Genomic DNA, 20,978 nt, shown 5'->3' with positions numbered 1-20,978 from the left:
TGAGGTGAGTCGGCTCACGAAAGCAGAGGTCTCATACCCAGGGCGGCGGCCCGTCGGGGATGAGCTGGTGGACGTCGAAGAGGACTGCGGATTCGACGCCGAGAGCCGGGCCGCCCATTCCGGCCGCCCAGGTCAGGAACGGGCGCGGTTCGAAGGCCCCGGCGCCGAGGCCCTTGGTGTATTCGGCGTGTGCCTCGAGCGAGGCGATCCCGCGTTCGAGGGGTTCGCCCGTGACGTCGACACCGTGGGTGGGCTGTTGGGGGCCGGCGAGGCACACCAGCCGGATTCCATTCCAGGGTTCGAGGCCTTCGTCGGCCAGTTCCGGGAAGATCCAGCGGTTTCCCGCGTCGCGTGCCGCGTCCAGCGTGGCCAGGCCAACCACTCGGTGGTCCGCCTGGTTCGTGATGCCGCCGATCATGCGCACGGTGAACGCGCCGGTCACCACGACCTCGGGCCGGTGGCGGCGCATCGCCCGCACGATGTCGCGGCGTAGCGGGAGCCCGTACTCGACGACACCGTCACGGTGATCGAGGAACTCAACCGTGTCGACCCCGACTTGACGGGCACCGGCCCGCTCCTCCCCCTCCCGCAAGGGCGCCGCCTGGTCCGGGTGCATGCTGTCGATGCCGGCTTCACCTCGTGTCGCGAGCAGATACGTCACCTGTTTGCCCTGTGCCGTCCAGCGGGCGACGGCGCACGCGGTCCCGTACTCGATGTCGTCCGGGTGTGCGGCCACGGCCAGACATCGCTGCCAGTCCTCCGGCAATGCGGGCAGCCCCGAGTCGTCCGCGGAGCCTGGTTTGTCCTGTGTGGGATTCATGCACCGAATGATGACGTGGGACACGCAGTGACCGACAGAGGCGCGAGCGGGCCTGTCGTGCGCCCCGGCGCATGAATGAGCGCGCAGAGCTCGGTGAATTGGCGTGGCGTCCGGCTCCTGGCCGGACACAGCGCAGGGGCGTCAGCCGTCCCGCCCGCCGACACACTCCTGGTCGAAGCGGCGGTCAACGTGGTGGAGTTGATCCGCCCACACCGCAAAGGAGACTTCTCGTGACCGACGCCTCGCTTCCCTGGTCCCATGCACCGGTCAAGGTCGGCCTCGTCGGAGCCGGACCATGGGCGCGCGCCGTTCACGCGCGGGTACTTGCCGCCGGGCCCGAGACGCAGTTGACCGCGGTGTGGGCGCGCCGCGCCGAGGCGGCCCGCGAGACGGCCACACCCTACGGCGCCGATGTCGCCGCGCGCTTCGAGGACCTGCTGGACAGCTGCGAAGCGGTCGCCTTCGCGGTTCCGCCCTCCGTTCAGGCGGAGCTCGCATGCCGTGCCGCGGAAGCGGGCAAGGCGCTCCTCCTGGAGAAGCCGCTCGCGCTGGACCTGCCGTCGGCGCAACGCCTCGTGGATGCCGTCGACGCGGCCGGCGTCGTCTCCCAGCTGGTCCTGACAAGCCGTTACAACCCGGCCACCCGGCGGTTCCTGGCAGCCGCCCAAGGCGTCGACGCCGTAGGAGCGCGGGCCTGCTGGCTGCACGGCGCTTTCCTGGGCGGCGACTTCGCGACCGCCTGGCGTCTCGAACACGGCGCGCTGCTGGACCTCGGGCCGCACGTTCTCGATCTGCTGGACGCGGCCCTGGGTCCCATCGTGCGGGTACGGGGCACCGGAGACCCCCGCCGTTGGATCGAGCTCACCTGCGAACACGCGAGCGGCGCTGTGAGCCAGGCGTCGCTGTCCGGTTCGGTCAATGTCGAGCGCGGCATCACCCGGATCGAGCTGTTCGGCCCGCACGCCGAGCTCGTGTACGACGGCGCCGCACTCGACCACGAGGAGAGCTGGCCCGTGCTGCGCCGGGAGTTCGCCACCGCCGTCCGCTCCGGAAAGTCCGGCGAGCTCGATGTCCACCGCGGGCTGCGTCTGCAGACCCTGATGGCCCAGGCTCTGGAGGCGTAGGGCGCGGCCCGCGGGTTCGCCGGGCAGCGCCGTTCAGGCGAAAGGGCCGTCAAGGGTGAGTGGGTGCCCGCAGCCCTGTCGACTACACACCTGTGACACTGCCGCGGATCGCTCCCATGCTCGCCACCGCCGGCGCCCTGCCGCCCGCAGGGCAGGACGCGCACTGGGCGTACGAGACCAAGCACGACGGCCAGCGTGCCGTGATCTATCTGCCCGGGGACGGCGGCATCGTGCTGCGCGCCCGGTCGGGGGAGGACATCACGGCGGCCTACCCGGAATTCCGTGCGCTGGGCGGAGCGCTCGGCAGGACTCCCGCCGTTCTGGACGGTGAAGTGCTGGTCCTGGACGAGCAGGGGCGGGGTGACTTCCAGCTTCTGCAGTCCCGTATGGGGCTGGCGGATTCTCCGGGCAAGGCGGCTCGTCGGGCGGTGGAGGCCCCCGCGCATCTCGTCCTGTTCGACGTTATGTACCTGCGGCGGCGTGACCTGACCGCTCTCTCCTATGTCCGGCGGCGACAGGAGCTGGAGGATCTGGCCCTCGCCGGGCCGTACTGGTCGACGCCGTCGGCGATCGTCGGGCACGGGGAGGCGGCCCTGCGGGCGACGCGGGAGAACGGTCTGGAGGGGCTGGTCTGCAAGCGCTTGGACTCCGTGTACGAGCCGGGGGTGCGCTCACGAGCCTGGGTCAAGATCCGCAACGTACAGACCCTCGACGTGATCGTCGGCGGCTGGGTTCCCGGCAAGGGGCGGCTGTCGGGGCTACCGGGTGCCCTTCTCCTGGGACAGCGCGAGGCGGGGCGGCTGCGCTACGTCGGAGGCGTGGGGACCGGCTGGAGCGAGGTCGAACGGGCGGTACTCGCCCGGCTCCTGCGGGCCGCCGGGACCGAGGACTGCCCCTTCGACACCGTCCCGCCGGTGGCCGGGGCCCACTGGGTCGTGCCGCGGCTGGTGGGTGAAGTCCGGTACAGCACCCGGACCAGAGCCGGGCTGCTGCGCCAGCCGTCGTGGCTCCGTCTCCGGCCCGACCTGGCTCCGGAGGACTCCGCGGCCGATCTCCCTTAGAGCCTGATCCGACGGACAGGCCTGGCCCGCTTCCGAGCGGTCCAGGTCACGTCCTGCCCAGACCGCCGCCGCCGAAGGAGCCGCTGGACCCGGGTTCCCAGCGCCGCCGTTTCTGGTCCTCGCGGCGCTTGGTCCCGGCCGCGTGCATGTTGTACGGCATCAGCCGCTCGCTCTCATCCGCCGCGTGCGGAACCTCGTCGGCGTCCCGCATCTCCCGGATTTCGTGGACCGCCCCGGATTCGGGGAGATGGGTCTGCTCGTCGAGGGTGGGTGGCCGCGGTTCTTCCCGCCGCACCTTGATGCCCATCCGGACGGCCCAGACCAGGGCACCGGCGATGATGAGGCCACCGATGAATGCGGCGACCGCGTTCATCGTGCTGCTCGCTGCAATTACTTCGTAGCTCGCCGTGTTCATTTTGCTCGAGCACCCCCAATACCAGGGGAAGAGTGCAAAGCGCTCCGTCGGCGACGGACAATCAAGTGTATTCCGACAAACGCCTTTATTCACTCAATGCGCCAGCCCTACGACGGGCGGTGCGCGACCGCTCCGAACATCGTCACGGACATGTGCAGCGCACCCTGCTCGGCGGCCTCGGTGATGTCCGCGTACAGGCGGTCGCGCTGTGCCTCGGTGATCAGTTCACGGCGTACCGCGGAATCGCCCAGCATGCGGATCAGCGGCCATGCCACCGAGGTGTGGTCCTGGAGGAGCGCCTGCGATCCGCGGTCGTCGATGACCAGCCCGGCCGCCGTCAGCCGGCCGACCAGCTTGCGTCCCGAGTAGGGGTCGGCCGCCGCGGCCAGCGCACCGGAGGTGATCGCCGCGACGGTCTCGGGGTCACCGGGGTGCAGGATCGTGGTCGCCCAGTCGGTGTCCAGCAGGGCTACGCGCCCACCGGGGCGCAGCACTCGCGCCATTTCCGCGACGGCCTTCTCGGGCTCCAGGAGGTGCTGGAGTACGCGCTCGCACCACACGACGTCGACCGAGGAGTCGGGCAGGTGCAGGGTGAGCGCGTCGCCGTCCACGAAGCGAGCCAAGGTGCTCCCGGCGGCGGCCGCGCGCTGCTCGGCCACCATACGGAGCCCCGGGTTCGGCTCGATGCCCAGTACCTCGCCGTGGGGAGCGACGGCGGCCGCCAGCGCCTGGGACTGCGATCCCGTACCGGAGCCGATGTCGATCACCCGCTCGCCGGGCCGCGGGCCGACCGCGGTGTGCGCCCACGTACGCAGCCGTCGTACGCCGTCATTCATGTCCTGGGCATCCAGAGCCGCCACCAGCCGGGCAACGCTCTCGGCGCTGATGTTCTGCGCGTGGAATTCCGAGGTAGGTCGCGTTTCCCCCATGGCGGTAACTCTATGACCGACCCGGGCGGCCGCGCATTCAGATCGTGTAACGCCTCAGAGCCGGTGTCGCAGTGGCCAGGACCAGCGTGGCGGCCATCACCAGCAGGCCGCCGCCCACGACGGCGGTGCGTGCGCCGAAGGCCGCGCCGGCCGTTCCGTGCAGGACGTCGGCGAGGCGGGGGCCGCCGGCGACGACGACGGTGAACACGCCCTGCATGCGGCCGCGCATGTCGTCCGTGGCGGCGGACAGCAGGATCGCGCCGCGGAAGACCATGGAGACCATGTCGGCGACTCCGGCCGCGGCGAGGAAGGCCACCGCCACCCACAGGCTGCTGCTGAGCCCGAACCCGGTGATGGCCGCTCCCCAGGCCGCGACCGCGACGATGACCATGAGGCCGTGCCGGCGCAGACGGGAGAAGGTGCCCGACGCCAGCCCGCCGAGCACCGCGCCGATGGGGATCGCCGCGAAGAGGAGACCGAGCGCGAGTCCTTCGCCGTAGGGCGCGTAGGTCTGCGCCGCGAGTTGTGGGAACAGGGCACGGGGCATGCCGAAGACCATGGCGATGATGTCGGCGAGGAAGGACAGGAGCAGCACCTTGTGCAGCGAGATGTACCGGAAGCCGGCGGCGACCTCGCGCCAGCCCGCCCGCCTGGACGCCGCTGCCGTCAGGGGCGGCAGCGCGGGAAGCCGTACGACCGCCCACACGGTGACGCACAGGGCCACGGCGTCGATCAGGTAGAGCTCGGCCAGGCCGATGACGGGGATGAGGGCGCCGGCGAGCAGTGGTCCGGCGACCAGGCCCGTCTGCATGACGGTCGAGCCGAGCGCGTTCGCGGCGGGCAGTTCGTCCTTGGGGACCAGCCGGGCGATGGAGGCTTGGCGGGCCGGTGAGTTCAGGCCGAAGAACGCCTGCTGGAGGGCGAGCAGCACCATCAGGACGAGCACCGAGCCGAGTCCGGTGGCGGCCTGTATCCAGAAGAGGACCGACGTGACGGCCATGCCGGTGTTGGTGATGAGGAGCAGTTTGCGCCGGTCCATGCTGTCGGCGATCGCCCCGCCCCACAGGGCGAAGAGTACGAGGGGCAGCAGGCCGGCGAGGCTCGCGTAGCCGACCCATGCCGAGGAACCGGTGATGTCGTAGATCTGCTTGGGCACGGCGACCGCGGTGAGCTGGCTGCCGACGGCGGTGACGATGGTCGAGGACCACAGCCGGCGGAACGCCGGGCGCCGCAATGGGCGGGTGTCCATCGCCCAGCGGCGCCATCCGCGCCTGTTCGCCCGTACCGGTTCCGGTGTCTCGTCGTCCGCCGTGGGATCGCTGTCCGTACCGCTCTTGCTCGTGTCCACGCTCGTCCTGGTTGCTCGCTACATCTTTCGCTTGCAGGGATCACTATGTCCGAGCGGGAGTTGTGTGTGACGGCGGGGTTCGGACGCATCGGCCCATGCCGGGCGTACGGCTGTCAGGCTCCCGCGATCAGCATGGCGCCCATCCCGGTCATCGTCGCGGCGACGAGACCGTCCAGCACACGCCAGGACGACGGCCGGGCCAGGAAGCGGCTGAGCAGCCGGGCGCCGAAGCCCAGCGCCGCGAACCAGCACACGCTCGCCAGGACGGCCCCGAGCCCGAAGGTCCAGCGCAGCGGGCCTCGGTCGGCCGCGATGGAGCCGAGCAGGAACACGGTGTCGAGGTAGACGTGCGGGTTGAGCCAGGTCAGCGCCAGGCAGGTGAGCACGGCGCGGCGCGGCGAGTGCGCCGGCACGGCCGCCGCCTTGAGAGCCGAGGGTCGCAGCACCCGCCGCGCGGCGAGGAATCCGTAGACGAGCAGGAATGTGCCGCCGACCAGTCCGACCGCCGTGAGCGCCGCGGGCCAGGCCACGACGACCGTGCCGACACCGCCGACGCCCAGGGCTATGAGCGCCGCGTCGGAGAGTGCGCAGATGCCCACCACGGCGAGTACCGCCTCGCGGCGGATGCCCTGGCGCAGGACGAAGGCGTTCTGAGCGCCGATGGCGACGATGAGTGTGAGGCCGGTGCCGAATCCGGCGGCCGCGGCGGTCAGGGCGTCTGTCATGACATCGACGCTAGGAAGGCAGCCGTCAAGAGTACAGCTAAAGATTCTTACGTATCATTAGCACGTGTGATGACTGAACTGCCGTTCGACCAGGTCCGCACGCTCCTCGCCGTCGTCGACGAGGGCACCTTCGACGCGGCGGCCGGCGCGCTGCATGTGACGCCGTCGGCGGTCAGCCAGCGCGTCAAGGCACTGGAGCAGCGCACGGGCCGGGTCCTGCTGATGCGGACGAAGCCGGTGCGCCCGACCGAGTCCGGCGAGGTCGTGGTGCGTTTCGCGCGCCAGCTGGCCCAGTTGGAGCGCGACGCGCACGCCGAGCTGGGCATGACCGGCTCCGGGGAACCGTCGCGGCTGTCGATCGCGGTGAACTCCGACTCGCTGGCCACCTGGTTCCTCCCGGCGCTCACCCGTGTGCCTCAGGAGCTGCGGCTCTGCTTCGAGCTGCGCCGCGAGGACCAGGACCACACGGCGACGCTGCTGCGCGAGGGGCAGGTGCTGGCGGCGGTGACCTCGTCACCCGACCCGGTGACGGGCTGCTCCGTCCGTGCTCTCGGCCGGATGCGGTACCTGCCGGTGGCGAGTCCCGGCTTCCGCGACAGATGGCTCGGCGGCCTCTCGGACGTGCCTCTGCGCGAGGTGATCGGTGACGCGCCGCTGATCGTCTTCGACCGCAACGACGGACTCCAGGACGGTTTCGTCCGGGCTCTGAGGGGTGGCCGCGGCGCGAGTCCGCTGCGGCACTTCATGCCCACCTCGGAGGGGTTCCTGGCCGCCGTGGTGGCCGGAATGGGCTGGGGCATGGTGCCCGAGGTGCAGGCCGAACCGCTGCTGCGCGCAGGGCGGTTGGTGAATCTCGCGCCGGACCGTGCCATCGACGTCCCGCTGTTCTGGCAGCAGTGGAAACTCGACTCCCCCGCGCTCGCGGCGGTGGCCGAGGCCGTGGCGGCCACCGCCGCCGAGACACTCGCCCCCGGGCCCCGCGCCGGTGGCTGACGTGTCAGCGGTGGTGTGCGACGAGTTGGGCGAGGTACTCGAGCAAACCGGGTATCTTTCGCGCTGGACATGACTGAACATGGCTGAGCGCGGCCGGACACGGTTGAACTCGGCCATGCGCAGCCTCGGGCAGCCCCGGGCTGCTGCTGAGAGCGTCGAGGTGCGGTCAGGGGCCTGTCAGGCGCATTCTTGCTGTGATACCTCCCTGGCGGCGGCGGGCGGACGAGGGCAGACCGATGACTGGGAGCGCCGAGCGTGAGGTGCAGGCGCTGGAAAGCCTGCCCGCCCTGCTCAGCGGGGCCGTGGCGGACGCGGTCCGCGCGGCCCGCGGCTTCGCGGGAGGCATCTATCTGCGTTCGAGCACACCCGGACTACTCCGGATGGCGGTCCTCGCGGGCCTGCCCAATCAGCTGTTCCGCCCCTGGTGGCGCATGTATGTGGACCGGCCGTTCCCCGTCGCCGACGTCCATCGGCTCGGCGAGGAGGTGCTGCTCACCGATGCCACGGAGACGATGCGCCGGTACCCGCAGCTGGCGGCCGGGCTGCCGTTCCCGTTCGGTTCCCTGTACGTCCCCGTCGTGGGCGCCTCGACGTCCTTCGGCGTCCTGACGGTACTGCGCCCTTCGGCCTCGGACGCCACCGAGGTACTGCCGGACCGCGACCGGATGACAGCCGTGGCGGACGAGCTGGGTGCCGCTCTGGCGGCACTCGACAAGGACGGACCCGGGACCGTCACATGGGACGACGAGCCGATGAATGTGCCGGCTCCGGCCGACGGTCCCTCCGCGCAAGGCGTCGGAGCGTTCACCTGGGATCCGTACGACGGCGCGGTCGCCGCGGACGACGCGCTGGCGGCGCTGCTCGGCACCGCGCCGGGTGGCTTCGCCGGCACGCCGGACGCGCTGGCCGACACGCTGTCCCGGGAGGATCCGAGCCTGCTCCTTGCCGCGCTGCGCGAGACGGCCGCCGGGCGCCCGCCCGCGCACGCACTGCCGGTGCGCAACGCGGACGGCGGGCTGCGTCTACTGGCGCTGTGGTCCTCGGACGCAACGCCCGGACCGCCCTACCGGGTGAGCGGTGTGGTCGTCGATCCGGGCACCGGACCGGCCGCGGACCGAGCGGCGGATCTCCTTCCGGAGGGTGTGTTCGCACTCGACCGGCTCGGGCTGATCACCTATGCCAACCCGCGCGCCACCGAGCTGCTCGGCCGGCCCCGGACGGAGCTGCTGGGGCGGCCGCTGTGGGAGGCCGTGCCCTGGCTGGCCCGGCCGTCGTACGAGGATCATCTGCGCGGCGCACTGCTGTCGCCGGATCCGGTGCACTTCCAGGTCAGACGCCCGCACGGGAACAGTCCTGGGCAGACACCGGGGCGTCACGGCGGTGAGTGGCTCACGATGTCCATCTACGCGGGACCGGGCAGCCTGACCTGCAAACTCGTGCCGATGGGGCGGGTCGCGGACTCCGCGGAGGCCGACCCGTTCGAGGCGCCGACGGCCGAGGGCGACGAGCCGGCGGAGGGCGTGCCCACGACGGCACCGCTGTACCGGCCCATCGTTCTCGCCATCGCGCTGACCGAGGCCGTGACGGCGCGCCAGGTGTCCGAGGTGGTGATGCGGGAGCTGCTGCCCGCGTTCGGCGGACGCCGGCTCGCCATCTACCTGCTCCAGGACCGGCGCCTGTATCTGGCCTGGGAGACCGGCTTCCCGCAGGGCTTCCTCGCCCCCTACGACGGAGTGGCCCTCGATGTCCGGCTACCAGGAGTCGAAACGCTCACCAGTGGCCGCCCGCTCTTCTACGAGTCGATGCAACAGCTGACAACCGCCTATCCCGGCATCGCACTGGACGCCAAGGAGGGAGCCCGGGCCTTCCTGCCGCTGATCGCCTCCGGGCGCCCGGTCGGCTCCTGCATCCTGGGCTTCGACCGTTCCCGTACCTTCAGCACCGAGGAACGTACGGTCCTGACCGCGCTGGCCGGACTGATCGCCCAGGCCCTGGAACGGGCCCGGCGCTACGACAACGAGGCCGCCCTCGCCCGCGGTCTCCAGGAGGCACTGCTTCCGCACCGCCTCTCCGCGCACCCTCTGGTGACCACCGCCGGGCGGTATCTGCCCGGCACCCTGGGCATGGACGTGGGCGGCGACTGGTACGACGTCGTCGAGGCGGGCGACGGACTCGCCCTGGTCATCGGCGACGTCCAGGGCCACGGTGTCCAGGCCGCGGCCACCATGGGCCAACTGCGCAGTGCGGTACGGGCGTTCGCGCTCAGTGACCGGTCCCCGGACGAGGTGATGAGCGGCACCAACCGGCTGCTCATCGACCTCGACCCTGGCCAGTTCGCCAGCTGCTGCTACGTCCGCCTCGACCCGGTCACGGGCGTCGCGCGGGCCGCTCGGGCCGGACATCCGCAGCCCCTGCTGCGCCACCCCGACGGCCGTACCGAGGTCCTGGACCTGCCCGGCGGGGTGGTGCTCGGAGTGGACCCGCAGGCCCACTACCCGGTGACGGAGCTGCTGCTCGAACCCGGCGCCGTGCTGGCCCTCTACACGGACGGGATGGTCGAGCGGCCCGGCACCGACATAGACGAGGGCGTCGAAGCCCTGCGCGCGACCCTGTCCCGAGCGGCCATGCGGCGCGGCCGGACGGGCGGCCCGTCCGTGTCCGCCGCGGCCGACCTGCTCACCGCGGAGGCCCGGCAGGCCACCGAGCGCCCCGACGACATCGCCCTCCTGCTCACCACTCGCCGGGCCCCACGCGACGAGGACAAGTAGCCGGGACCCGCTGCCCATCAGCCGGCCGCGGATTCCGTCCGTCAGTGGGCCGCGTCCAGGCGGGCCCGCTGGTCCGCCGTCAGTTCCAGCTCCACCGCGCCCAGGTTCTCCTCCAGCTGCGCCACGGAGGACGCCCCCGCCAGCGGGATGACCGGCAGGGGTCCGCCGATCTGCCAGGCCAGCACCACTTGGTTCACACTCGCTCCGGTCTCCCGTGCGACGTCCCGGAGCGCGGCGAGCCGGACCGGCGTTCCCGGGTGGTCGTAGTCGGCGGGCAGCGGCTTGTCCTGCCGTACGTATGCGCCGGTCAGCAGGGGTGAGTACGCGACCAGCGTGAGGCCGGGCTCGGCCCGCAGGTAGCCGAGCAGTTCGGCGCCCGCTCCGCCGAGGCTGCCGTCCGGGAAGAGCCCGGAGGGTACGTCGGTACGCGGTCGCAGGTGGCTGTGGTGATACTGCAGGACCTCGTAACCGGGCAGGCCCGCCGCCGCGGCGAGGGAACGGGCCCGTTCCACCCGCCAGACGGCGTGATTGCTGACCCCGAGCAGCCCGACGCTTCCCTCCGCGACGAGCTCGCCGAACCCCTCCACGGTCTCCCGAGGGTCGACGGTCCGGTCCTCGATGTGCGCGTACAGCAGGTCGATCTTGTCGACGCCGAGGCGTTCCCGGCTGCGCTCGGCCGCCTCGCGGATCACCTTCGCCGACAGGCCCTCCGGGTTGTCGATGTATCCGGTGCCGGGGGCCAGCGGTCGGGCGCCCAGCTTGGTCGCGATGACGATCTCGTCGCCGATGCCGCGGCTGCGGCGCCAGCGACCGAGCAGGGTCTCGCTCTGGCCGCCCTGGCTGTCGTCGGTCCAGAACGCGTAGTTGTCGGACGTGTCGATGAAGTTCCCACCGGCCTCGACATAGCGGTCCAGCACGGCGAAGGAGGTCTTCTCGTCCGTCAGTGAGCCGAACAGCATCGCGCCGAGCGCGAGCACGCTCACCTCACGGCGGGTCTTCGGGTCGGTGCCGATCGTGCGGTACTTCATGGTGTCGCCTCCCGTTCGGGCCCGGAACCCCGGGGCCTGAACGGGAGTCTGGAACTTGAAGAGCACTCCAAGTCAAGGGCGGGTTTCCCTGAACGGGCCCTCCAGAGCCGCCCATTGCAACAGCATGATGGTCTTCGCGTCGGCGATCTCGCCGGTGCGGATCATCTCCAGGGCCCGCCGGAAGGGCAGTTCGACGATCTCGATGTCCTCACCCTCCTCGTCCAGCCCCCCGCCCTCGTGCGTACGGGTCGAGGGACCGTAAGAGGCGGCGTAGAAACTGACCCGCTCGGTGACCGAGCCCGGGCTCATATAGACGTCGAAGACGTGGTGGACCTCGCCGACGGTGTGCCCGGTCTCTTCGATGACCTCGCGCCGTACGGCGACCTCGGGATGCTCGTCGTCCTCGTCGAGCAGTCCGCCCGGTGTCTCGACCAGCATCCCGTCGGGGTGTCCGTTGACGTACACGGGGTAGCGGAACTGCCTGGTCAGCAGCACGGTTCCGCGCTCGGTGTCGTAGAGCAGGAGGGTGGCGCCGTTGCCGCGGTCGTGCGTTTCGCGTTCCTGGGTGCTCCAGGTGCCGTCGGCGTGCTGGAAGTCGAATGTCGTGGTGCGCTCCACGTACCAGTGGCTGGACAGGAGTGTCACGTCCCGGACCTTGATCCGGGGGTTGCCGGTCAGATCGCGGCCGACCCGGTCGAGTCCGGTGCGGCCCCGGCGGTCCGGAGTGTCGATGCCGCTGGTCATCGGGCGCACTCCGGGCGGGAGCTGGAGAGGTTGTTCACGCCCACTGTCTATCATCACGACCCGAACACCGAGGCCACAGTCGGGCATCACCCGTCTAGGCTCACGGCATGGAACAGACGGAGATCATCCTGCGAGCCATCGGCGTCCTCACCGAGACCAACGCCATGGTCCGCAGGATCGCCCAATCCGATGACGACGCTGCTGATGACGCCGAGGTCGAGTCGACCGAAACCCAGCTCGGCGCGCTCGTGACGGAGGTTTTCCCCAGGGTCGAAGTACCCTCCGACGCAGGACCCGCCGAGGCCGGCCAGGCCGTCGCGGACGCCTACCTGCCCGCCACCATCTCGCTCGTGGGCGCCTTCGCCTTCCTCTTCTCCGAACTCGCCGACCTCCACGACTCCGGACGCACCGACGTCAAGACGGCCGACCTGCTCCAGGATCTCGCCCTGCGCATGTCCAGGGCCGACAACGCGTAGGAGTCATTCACCCGTGGTCAGGCGGACCACGTTCGACAGCTCTCCGTACGTGAAGGCCCGTACGCGGTAGGACGCTTGTTTCTCCTCGGGCAGGGTGATCAGTCCCGTGGAGTTGACATCGGGATCGAGGACCACGAGGGGCTCGTATTCCGAGCTTCCCCGTCTGCGGGCCTCCAGCAGGAATCCCGCTTCGTCGGACGCGCGGTCCGTCCAGGTGAAGAGGATGCCGTTCGCATGCTTGACCACGGCGTTGAAATCGGAGGGAGCGCCCGCACCGGATTTCCCGAGGGGCCGGCCCGGGACGACGCGTCCCGGGTCCTTGCGGGCGGGGAGCCAGTCATGGCTGGACTCCTCGTCCGCTTGTGTCAGTTCGCCCTCCGGCAGCGAGACGGTCAGCGGGGCCGAGACCGGGCCGCGGAAGGGTCGGAGTCGGTAGAAGAAGGTCGTGTTCGGGATCAGATCGGGGTGCCGGTAGGTCGTCGTGCTCGGCGGCAGGTACTGGAGGACGGTGTACGGGCCTGACCTCTCGGTCGCGAACTCCAGCGCCTGGCCGGATACTCCCGGCTCGTCCTCCTGCCAGTTCAGATCGATGTCCGTGGGTGAGGTGAGGCGGGCTCGCAGTTCGCCGCTCTCGTCCGCCGTCTGTGGCGCGGAGCAGGCCGACAGTGCCAGGAGAAGCACTGTCGGCGCTGCGACGCGTACGGGTATCCGCATACGGTGCCTGCTACTTGCGCCAGAACTGGACGTTGCTCCACACGACGGTCGCGGGTCCGGCGCCGCTGGCGGTGCGGTAGGCGCCGAACTTGTCGTAGAAGCTTCCGGACGGGCTCGCATAGGTGTGCTGGAGCGAGCCGTTGATGTAGGTGCGGTGCGAAGTTCCCACCTGGTGAACCGTGTTGACGCGGACCGTCGCCCCGACCGTGCCCGCGTTGGAGAGCGTGGTGCCGCCGTGGACCGCGTAGAGCCTGCCACCGCGCTCGACCGCGAGCATGAAGTACGGGCCCGCCGCCGACTCGTTGAACGTCTGCTTGAGGCTGATCCGGGTGCCGCTGAGGCTGGCCACCCTGAAGTAGCCCTCGAACTGCCGTGTGCCGCCGGTGTACGTGGCGTACCGCCGCTCGGCCCGCTGGTCTCCGCTTGCGGTGGAGCAGGTGAGCGTGAACGTCAGGCCGGAGACCGTGCCGCAACCCCGCTCCTGCACCGTGTACGTGGGCGAGACGGATGTCCAGCCGCCGGGTTCCACTTCGGCGAATGCGGTCGGCGCGGCCAGTAGCGATGAGGCGCACACCGCGCCGGCCACACCGAGTGTTCGAAGACGTGTGAGCATCCGGGCTCCTTGAGTGGGGGGTGCCGACGTTCAGGTGAGTGAACTTCAGCCCTGTCTTTGAACGGTTGACTGGAAGGTAGGACTGGACCAACCGTTCGTCAAGAGGCCCGGCGCGCACCCGTCTTCACCGCCTTGCGGCGGTCCGGGTCACCTCTTCTGCTCGACGCGAACCCAGTCGATCTCGGCCTGCACTCCCCCGGCCGCGACCTTGTCGACGCTCGACTGCGGCAGACCCCAGTACGGCGTGGTGACCTGGTTCCAGCCCGCCGGATAAGCGCCGCCGAGGGCGAGGTTGAGGATGACGTACTGGTTGTGGTTGAAGACCCACTGGCCGCGGGTCGACTCCAGCTTGTTGCGCGTCGTCTCCTGGACGAGCACGTCGTCGACGTAGAAGCGCATGCCCGTCGGGGTCCACTCCACCGCGTAGTTGTGCCACGCGTCCACGCGGCCTCCGGCGGGGAAGATCTGGCGGGCGCCGATGTTGCCGTCCGCCGAGTAGCCCGGGCCGTGCAGGGCGGTGCTGGTCCAGTCCGCGTAGCCGACGTTCTCCATGATGTCGGTCTCACCGGACGCGGGCCACGACACGGACGGATCGTCGACGTTGCTGCCCAGCAGCCAGAAGGCGGGCCAGAAGCCGTCGCCGACCGGCAGCTTGATACGGGCGCTGACCTTCCCGTAGGTGAAGTCGAACTTGGTGTTGGTGTCGACGCGGCCGGAGGTGAAGTCGTAGGTTCCGGCCGGGGTCGGGGTGCAGTCATTGCAGTACTTGGACTTCAGCAGGAGGCTGCCGTTCTGGGTGGCGATGTTGTCGGTGGAGTCGACGTACGCCTGGGACTCCCCGTTGACCGGGCCCATCTCGTAGCCGGTTCGCACGACCCGCCATTTGGAGCGGTCCAGGCTCGCCCCTGTGAAGTCGTCGAAGAACGTCGTCTGGTAGGTCCCCGACTGCTCCCCGGGCAGGGCGGGGTACGCGGCGGCGGCGCTGCCGCCCGTGCCCCAGACCTGGAACTCGTAGAGCGAGTAGCCGAATTGGGCGGTCGCGGGCGCCGGGTTGTAGAAGGAGCGGCGCTCCTTGCCGAGCATCCGCACATACCGTCCGGTCGTGGGCGTCGGCAGCGTGACCGTGTCGTGGCGGCCCACCGCGTCCGCCGGGGACTTCACGTCGGCGCGGCGGGCGGCGACCTCCGCGGCGGAGGGCTGGTAGACGGTGCGCCAGTTCACGTTGTCGTCGGAGACCTGGAGTTGGTAGTCGACCGCGTAGGCCGCCTCCCAGTACAGGTCGACGGTGTTGATGGTCGAGGTGGCGCCCAGGTCGACGGAGACCCAGCGGTTGGCGTTCCAGTCGCTGGACCAGCGGGTCTGGTCGGCCTTGAGGTCGGCGGGCCAGCCGCCGTCGGTGACGAAGGCAGGTGAATTGCCCGCGTGCTGGTAGAGGTTGGAGTAGGCCGGGTGGTTGAGGGCGAGGTTCGTACGGGTCGTGGAGGCCGGGGCGGGTACGCCGCCGTAGACCTTGAACGCGAACAGCGAGTACCCGTAGGGCGTGGCGCGCTCGACGCCGCGCAGCCGCACATAGCGGCCGGTGACCTCCTGCGGGTAGGTGTGCGCGGTGACCGATCCTCCGGTGCCGGCGGTCTCGGTGTAGAAGGGCGTCCAGTCGGTGCCATTCTTGGACGCCTCCAGGACGTATCTCTTGCCGTAGGCGGCCTCCCAGTCGAGGACGACCCGGTCGATGCGGAGGGTGGAGCCGAGGTCGACGCGGATCCACGCGTCGTCCGCGAACTGGCTCGACCAGCGGGTGGCGGCGTTGCCGTCGAAGGCGAGGCCCGGGGCGGTGCCGGCGTTCTCGCTTCCCGAGGCGGTGACCGCGGCGGGGTTCGCGGTGTAGGCGGCAGCGGCCTGGTCGGCGTCCCAGGCCGCGACGGCCGCGACGGAGGTTTCGGCCGCCGGGCCGGCGAAGGCCTGTCCTGCCGCCAGCAGCGACAGGGTGGACAGGGTGGCTAGAGCGGTCATGAGCGTGCGTGGAGTACGGGATGGCATGCGGCTCTCCTAAGGGAGTTGGGGGTGCCAGTGCTCCGTGCGGGTGTGCGTGGTTCGCCGAAGTCGGCTTCCTGTGGTGCCGGAAGCTCGGACGTCGACGTGCTCTGGTGCTGCCGGTGGTCTCCGCCCGGCAGTGCGTGGGGTGCTCGGCGGCGGGCTAGGCCGCCGGCGCCGACCGGCGCGTGATCATTTCCGTCGGCAGGACGACGGGAGCGGTCGAGATCTCCTCGCCCGCGAGGCGCGTGAGGAGCATGCGTGCGGCCGTCTCCCCCATCTCCCGCATGGGCTGACGGACCGTGCTCAGTGACGGCTCGGTGTGCGGAGCCATCGGGATGTCGTCGAAGCCGATCACGGCGACGTCCTCCGGCACGCGGATCCCGGCGTCCCGCAGGGCGCCCATCACGCCCACGGCCGCGAGGTCGTTGTGCGCGAAGACCGCGTCGAACTCCCGTCCCTCGGCGAGCAGTCGGCGCACGGTCGCGCGGCCGTCGGTCTCGGTGAAGTCGCCCTCGACGACCAGGTCGAGCGCGATGCCGCGCTCGGCGAAGGTGGCGCGGAACCCGGCGAGCCGGTCGCGTACGCAGCCGAACCGTGCGGGCCCGGTGAGCACCATCGGCTTGCGCCGGCCATCGGCCAGGAGGTGGCGGGCCGCCGAGGCCCCGCCTTCGAAGTTGGTGGCTGTGACGGACGGGAACTCCGGGTGGTGTCCCCGGTCGTCGATGAGGACGACGGGCAGGCCCTCGCGATGCAGCGCCGTCAGCATGTCAAGAGTGTTCTCCGGTTCCACCACGAGCAGCCCGTCGAACGCGCGCGCCGACACCTGGCTGGTGAAGCGCGCCACGGACTCGGTGCCCCGGTTGCAGGTGAACAGCAGCAGGCCGAAGTCGGCCGCCTCCACGGTGTCGACGACGCCCTGCAGTACCTCGCCCATCCACGGCCAGGTCAGCGAGGGCACCAGCATGCCCACCGTCCGGCTGTTGCCCCGGGCAAGACCGACCGCGCCCGAACTGGGCACGTAGCCCATGCGGTCGATGACCTCGCGGACCCGGGCTGCCGTCGACGCGTCGACCTCGCCGCGGGTGTTCAGCACCCGGGACACGGTCGTCTTGCTCACGCCGGCCGCGTGAGCCACATCGGCGATGGTCACAGCCATGACTTGCCTCCCGGAACACGGGGATCGCGCCTTCGCGCCCAGGACCGGTACCGGTTCCGGAACCGGTTCCGGCGCTGGGCGGCGAGTCAACCGGACTGACATGTTGCCGTCAATAGTTCACGCCAAAACTGCCGTGGTTCGAGCCCAACACAGCCATTGTCTACGGGACTTGAACGCGGTCGGAGGCCGCCGGGCACCCGGCAGCACAGTCCGCCGGGGACCGAAACACCCCTGGTCGAAGCGCCCCTCGACGAGTTCCACCGCCCGGCGCCGATAATCGTGCGCATGACCGGACCACAGCGAAGAGCCGACTTCTTCACCGCGCCGCACCAGGAGCGCCGCCACCTCAACGCCCGTACCACCGGGGACGAACGCCGCATGCTGGTCTCCGTGCTGGCGGCCCAGCGCGCGACGCTGGAACTCAAGTGCGCGGGCCTGGGTGCGGAGTTGGCGCGGCGGTCCGTGGAGCCCTCGACGCTTTCACTCCTCGGACTCGTCCGGCACCTCGCCGATGTGGAACGCCGCTGGTTCCGGAAGGTGCTGGCCGGGCAGGAAGCGCCGCCCCGGTTCTCCACCGAGGCCGAACCCGACGAGGACTTCGACGGCGCGATGCCCGATCCCGCGCTCGTCACCGCGGCCTGGGAGGCCTGGCACGCCGACGTGGCGTTCGCCGAACGCTTCGTCACCGAAGCGCCCGGCCTGGACGTCGAGGGCCACGACTCCTGGCTCGGGGCGGTGTCACTGCGCTGGGTACTGATCCACATGATCGAGGAGTACGCCCGCCACAACGGCCAGGCCGACCTGCTCCGCGAACGCATCGACGGAGCGGTCGGCCTGTGAGCCGCGGCCGGCACTCAGGTGTTACCGCCCTGAGGCCGCCTCCCGCAGTTGCTCAGGAGTGCGGGACCACCGCCACGGGGCACGGCGCGTGGTGCATCACCGCGTGGGCCACCGATCCGATCCGGGTTCCCACGGCCGAGCGTTCGGCGCGGCGCTGGACGACCATCAGCTGGGCCCGCGCGGCCAGCGAGAGCAAGACCTGTCCGGCGCTGCCCATCTCGACGTACTCGGTGACGGGCACCTCGGGAAACTGCTCTCGCCAGGGCTGCACCGCCTCGGTGAGAGCCTTCTTCTCGAAGGGTTCCATTCCCCCGGCCTCGTCGAGCAGCTTCAACGAGCCGGGGCTGTAGGTGAACAGCGGCGGCAGGCTCCACGCACGTACGACGCGCACCGAGGCGCCGCGGGCCGCCGCCGTCTCGAAGGCGAACCGAAGGCCGGCGGCACTGTCGTCCGGACCGCCCTGCTGACCTACGACGATCTCGCGGCCCGCCGCCTCGGACGCGGCGTTGTCATCGGCGCGCACCAGCACGACGGGGCCCGCGGCCTCGGCGATCACCTGCTGTCCGACGGAGCCGATCAGGAAACCGACGATCGCTCCGTGCCCGCGTGAACCGAGGACCAGTGTCTCGGCGTCCGAAGCCGCGGCGACCAGCGAGTCGACGGCGCCGCCTTCCAGGACCTCGGCCGAAACGGACAGGTCCGCGTGCCGTTCGGTGACCGTGCGGGCGGCGGCCTCCACCAACTCCTGTGCCCACCGCGCCTGTTCCTCGCTGTCCGGCCCGCCTGCCAGTGGGTGCGGTTGCCCGTGCCAGGCGTACACCACCCGCAGGGGCAGTCCTCGCCGGACGGCTTCCCTGCCCGCCCACGCCGCAGCGGCCCCGCCCTCGTCCGATCCGTCCACGCCCACGGTGATCGGGTGCGTCATTCGTCCGCCTCTCTGTCGCCGGCTCACATGTCCTGCCGGCATGGCTGTAGCCGTCGGCCTCCCGAGTGACATCCTCCAGCGTGGGAGCCTGCCTACTCTTCCCCGCACCTTAACGGCGTGGCGTTCCGGCGCCGTAGAGCGCTCTCGGGACAAGGCGCGCGGGGCGTCCTGGTGCGAGCGCGCCGGAGGGTCGCGGGGCGGACAGCGCTTACCTTTCGCGCACCTCTTGAACGCGGCAGACGCTCCGCAGCAGGGGTCGACAGGTCCCATACATGAATGAACTACCGCACAACGTTGCCCAGTTGACTGTTCACTCCGCAACAACATCCGGGATCCCGGTCACAACTCTTGACGCCTGGTTCACGCGGATGAAGCATGCATCGGCAAGAGAGCGCTCCCCGCACCTTCCATCGTTCACTTCCTGAACCAGGAGAGTTGCCCCCATGCCCTCTGCCTTCACAGACCCCTCGGACTCCGGCCCCTCCACACCGGCTCGCCGGTCCGTTCTCGGAGCGATGGCCGCCGCGGCTGCCGCTCCCGCTCTGCTCGGCCTGTCAACACCGGCATCCGCCGCACCCGTCAAGCCGCTCGCCCTGCCCGGCGGCGGTGACCTCGGCCCGAACGTCATCGTCTTCGACCCCTCGACCCCGGGCATCCAGGCCAGACTGGACCAGGTGTTCGCGCAGCAGGAGTCGGCCCAGTTCGGCACGGGCCGCTACCAGTTCCTCTTCAAGCCGGGCACCTACAACGGGCTCAACGCCCAACTCGGCTTCTACACCTCGATCTCGGGCCTCGGCCTGTCCCCGGACGACACGTCGATCAACGGCGACATCACCGTCGACGCGGGCTGGTTCGGCGGCAACGCCACGCAGAACTTCTGGCGTTCGGCGGAGAACCTCGCGATCACTCCCGTCAACGGCACGAACCGGTGGGCCGTCGCACAGGCCGCCCCCTTCCGGCGCATGCACGTCAGGGGCGGCCTCAACCTCTCCCCCAACGGCTACGGCTGGGCCAGCGGCGGCTACATCGCCGACAGCCGCGTCGACGGCACGGTCGGTCCGTACTCGCAGCAGCAGTGGTACACCCGCGACAGCTTTGTGGGCGGCTGGCTCAACGCCGTCTGGAACATGGTGTTCTCGGGCGTCGAGGGAGCCCCCGCGCAGACCTTCCCGAACCCGCCGTACACCACGCTGAACACCACGCCGATCTCCCGCGAGAAGCCGTTCCTCTACCTCAACGGCACGGAGTACCGCGTCTTCCTGCCGGAGAAGCGGGTCAACTCGCGCGGCACCACCTGGGGCAGCGGCACGCCGCGAGGTACGTCACTGGCGTTGACGCAGTTCTACGTGGCCAAGCCCGGTGTCACCGCCGCCACCCTCAACGAGGCGCTCACCCAAGGCCTCCACCTGCTGCTGACGCCGGGGATCTACCACCTCGACCAGCCGATCCAGGTCAACCGCGCCAACACCGTGGTGCTCGGCCTCGGTTACGCCACCCTGATCCCGGACAACGGCGTCACCGCGCTCAAGGTGGCCGATGTCGACGGCGTCCGCCTCGCGGGCTTCCTCATCGACGCCGGTCCCGTCAACTCCGCCACCCTGCTGGAGGTCGGGCCCACCGGCGCTTCGGCGAACCACTCCGTCAACCCGACCACCGTGCAGGACGTCTTCATCCGCATCGGCGGCGCGGGCGCCGGCAAGGCCACCACCAGCATGGTGGTCAACAGCCGCAACACGATCATCGACCACACCTGGGTCTGGCGCGCCGACCACGGCGCCGGAGTCGGCTGGGAGACCAACCGGGCCGACTACGGCGTCCGCGTCAACGGCAACGACGTACTGGCCACCGGGTTGTTCGTCGAGCACTTCAACAAGTACGACGTCCAGTGGTACGGCCAGGGCGGCCGCACGATCTTCTTCCAGAACGAGAAGGCGTACGACGCGCCGAACCAGGCCGCCATCCAGAACGGCGCGATCAAGGGGTACGCGGCCTACAAGGTCGCCGACACCGTGACCACGCACGAGGCCTGGGGCATGGGCAGCTACTGCTACTACAACGTCGACCCGACGATCCTCCAGCACCACGGATTCGCGACGCCGGTCAACGCGAACGTGAAGTTCCACAACATCATGGTCATCTCACTGGGCGGCCAGGGGCAGTACGAGCGCGTCATCAACGACACGGGCTCGCCCACCTCGGGCAACACCACCGTTCCGTCGGTGGTGGTCAACTTCCCCTGACCGCACCGCTTTCGGGAGCCCGGCC

The 20,978-nt window shown here is 70.4% G+C and carries 19 protein-coding genes; 7 read left to right on the top strand and 12 right to left on the bottom strand.

Going from position 1 to position 20,978, the window contains the following annotated elements:
• Positions 1-31 precede the first annotated feature (31 nt).
• On the bottom strand, positions 32-820 hold the full coding sequence (locus tag OG246_RS31325) for a PIG-L deacetylase family protein (protein WP_266470737.1): 789 nt from the start codon (positions 818-820) through the stop codon (positions 32-34).
• Positions 821-1,050: 230 nt separating this feature from the next.
• Here OG246_RS31325 and OG246_RS31320 point away from each other — a divergent pair, with 230 nt between their 5' ends.
• Both OG246_RS31320 and OG246_RS31315 read left to right on the top strand, forming a co-directional pair.
• Entirely contained in the window at positions 1,051-1,944 is an 894-nt protein-coding gene (locus tag OG246_RS31320; RefSeq protein WP_266470734.1) for a Gfo/Idh/MocA family protein, read from the top strand.
• Between the two features lie 116 nt (positions 1,945-2,060).
• Entirely contained in the window at positions 2,061-3,005 is a 945-nt protein-coding gene (locus tag OG246_RS31315; protein WP_266470732.1) for an ATP-dependent DNA ligase, read from the top strand.
• Positions 3,006-3,051: 46 nt separating this feature from the next.
• Here the strand turns inward: OG246_RS31315 and OG246_RS31310 are convergent, their stop codons facing one another.
• The 4 genes from OG246_RS31310 to OG246_RS31295 form a co-directional block, all read right to left on the bottom strand.
• A complete protein-coding gene (locus OG246_RS31310; protein ID WP_266470731.1) occupies positions 3,052-3,420 on the bottom strand; it encodes a DUF6479 family protein in 369 nt (122 codons plus the stop codon).
• Positions 3,421-3,527: 107 nt separating this feature from the next.
• The gene (locus tag OG246_RS31305; protein WP_266470730.1) at positions 3,528-4,349 is read right to left on the bottom strand and encodes a methyltransferase domain-containing protein; all 822 of its coding nucleotides are present in this window, start codon (positions 4,347-4,349) and stop codon (positions 3,528-3,530) included.
• Positions 4,350-4,386: 37 nt separating this feature from the next.
• Positions 4,387-5,697: an MFS transporter gene (locus OG246_RS31300; protein WP_266470727.1), complete on the bottom strand. Its 1,311-nt coding sequence runs from the start codon at positions 5,695-5,697 to the stop codon at positions 4,387-4,389.
• A gap of 113 nt (positions 5,698-5,810) precedes the next feature.
• The gene (locus tag OG246_RS31295) at positions 5,811-6,422 is read right to left on the bottom strand and encodes a LysE/ArgO family amino acid transporter (protein ID WP_266470724.1); all 612 of its coding nucleotides are present in this window, start codon (positions 6,420-6,422) and stop codon (positions 5,811-5,813) included.
• 66 nt (positions 6,423-6,488) lie between these two features.
• Here OG246_RS31295 and OG246_RS31290 point away from each other — a divergent pair, with 66 nt between their 5' ends.
• Entirely contained in the window at positions 6,489-7,415 is a 927-nt protein-coding gene (locus OG246_RS31290) for a LysR family transcriptional regulator ArgP (protein WP_266470721.1), read from the top strand.
• A gap of 236 nt (positions 7,416-7,651) precedes the next feature.
• Positions 7,652-10,183 carry a SpoIIE family protein phosphatase gene (locus OG246_RS31285; RefSeq protein ID WP_266470719.1) on the top strand — a complete coding sequence of 844 codons (2,532 nt, stop codon included), beginning with the start codon at positions 7,652-7,654 and terminating at the stop codon, positions 10,181-10,183.
• 41 nt (positions 10,184-10,224) lie between these two features.
• Here the strand turns inward: OG246_RS31285 and OG246_RS31280 are convergent, their stop codons facing one another.
• Together OG246_RS31280 and OG246_RS31275 are read right to left on the bottom strand one after the other, a co-directional pair.
• Positions 10,225-11,211, bottom strand: a complete 987-nt coding sequence (locus OG246_RS31280) for an aldo/keto reductase (protein ID WP_266470717.1) — start codon at positions 11,209-11,211, stop codon at positions 10,225-10,227.
• 72 nt (positions 11,212-11,283) lie between these two features.
• Complete coding sequence (locus OG246_RS31275) at positions 11,284-11,955, bottom strand: NUDIX domain-containing protein (protein WP_266470711.1); 672 nt, start codon at positions 11,953-11,955, stop codon at positions 11,284-11,286.
• A gap of 107 nt (positions 11,956-12,062) precedes the next feature.
• Here OG246_RS31275 and OG246_RS31270 point away from each other — a divergent pair, with 107 nt between their 5' ends.
• Complete coding sequence (locus OG246_RS31270) at positions 12,063-12,431, top strand: hypothetical protein (protein WP_266470709.1); 369 nt, start codon at positions 12,063-12,065, stop codon at positions 12,429-12,431.
• Positions 12,432-12,434: 3 nt separating this feature from the next.
• Here OG246_RS31270 and OG246_RS31265 read toward each other — a convergent pair whose 3' ends face one another.
• The 4 genes from OG246_RS31265 to OG246_RS31250 all read right to left on the bottom strand — a co-directional run bounded on the left by OG246_RS31265 (position 12,435) and on the right by OG246_RS31250 (position 16,948).
• A complete protein-coding gene (locus tag OG246_RS31265) occupies positions 12,435-13,145 on the bottom strand; it encodes a fibronectin type III domain-containing protein (RefSeq protein WP_266470707.1) in 711 nt (236 codons plus the stop codon).
• A gap of 10 nt (positions 13,146-13,155) precedes the next feature.
• Positions 13,156-13,758 carry a hypothetical protein gene (locus OG246_RS31260; RefSeq protein ID WP_266470703.1) on the bottom strand — a complete coding sequence of 201 codons (603 nt, stop codon included), beginning with the start codon at positions 13,756-13,758 and terminating at the stop codon, positions 13,156-13,158.
• Between the two features lie 147 nt (positions 13,759-13,905).
• Positions 13,906-15,795 (bottom strand): discoidin domain-containing protein, encoded by a 1,890-nt coding sequence (locus OG246_RS31255; RefSeq protein WP_266470701.1) that lies wholly within the window; start codon positions 15,793-15,795, stop codon positions 13,906-13,908.
• 157 nt (positions 15,796-15,952) lie between these two features.
• A complete protein-coding gene (locus OG246_RS31250) occupies positions 15,953-16,948 on the bottom strand; it encodes a LacI family DNA-binding transcriptional regulator (protein WP_266470699.1) in 996 nt (331 codons plus the stop codon).
• A 285-nt stretch (positions 16,949-17,233) separates the two neighbouring features.
• On the opposite strand from OG246_RS31250, the gene OG246_RS31245 reads away from it, so the two are divergent.
• Positions 17,234-17,788, top strand: coding sequence for a DinB family protein (locus tag OG246_RS31245; protein ID WP_266470696.1), 555 nt, complete (start codon positions 17,234-17,236; stop codon positions 17,786-17,788).
• Positions 17,789-17,840: 52 nt separating this feature from the next.
• On the opposite strand, the gene OG246_RS31240 is transcribed toward OG246_RS31245, so the two are convergent.
• The gene (locus OG246_RS31240; protein WP_266470693.1) at positions 17,841-18,713 is read right to left on the bottom strand and encodes a universal stress protein; all 873 of its coding nucleotides are present in this window, start codon (positions 18,711-18,713) and stop codon (positions 17,841-17,843) included.
• A 443-nt stretch (positions 18,714-19,156) separates the two neighbouring features.
• Here OG246_RS31240 and OG246_RS31235 point away from each other — a divergent pair, with 443 nt between their 5' ends.
• Positions 19,157-20,953, top strand: coding sequence for a coagulation factor 5/8 type domain-containing protein (locus tag OG246_RS31235; protein WP_266470690.1), 1,797 nt, complete (start codon positions 19,157-19,159; stop codon positions 20,951-20,953).
• Positions 20,954-20,978 lie beyond the last annotated feature (25 nt).

This window comes from Streptomyces sp. NBC_00620 (genome assembly GCF_026341825.1).
In the GTDB taxonomy this organism is placed as follows: Bacteria; Actinomycetota; Actinomycetes; order Streptomycetales; family Streptomycetaceae; genus Streptomyces.
The sequence above is the reverse complement of the archived record's forward strand: the minus strand, read 5'-3'. Positions and strand labels throughout refer to the sequence as shown.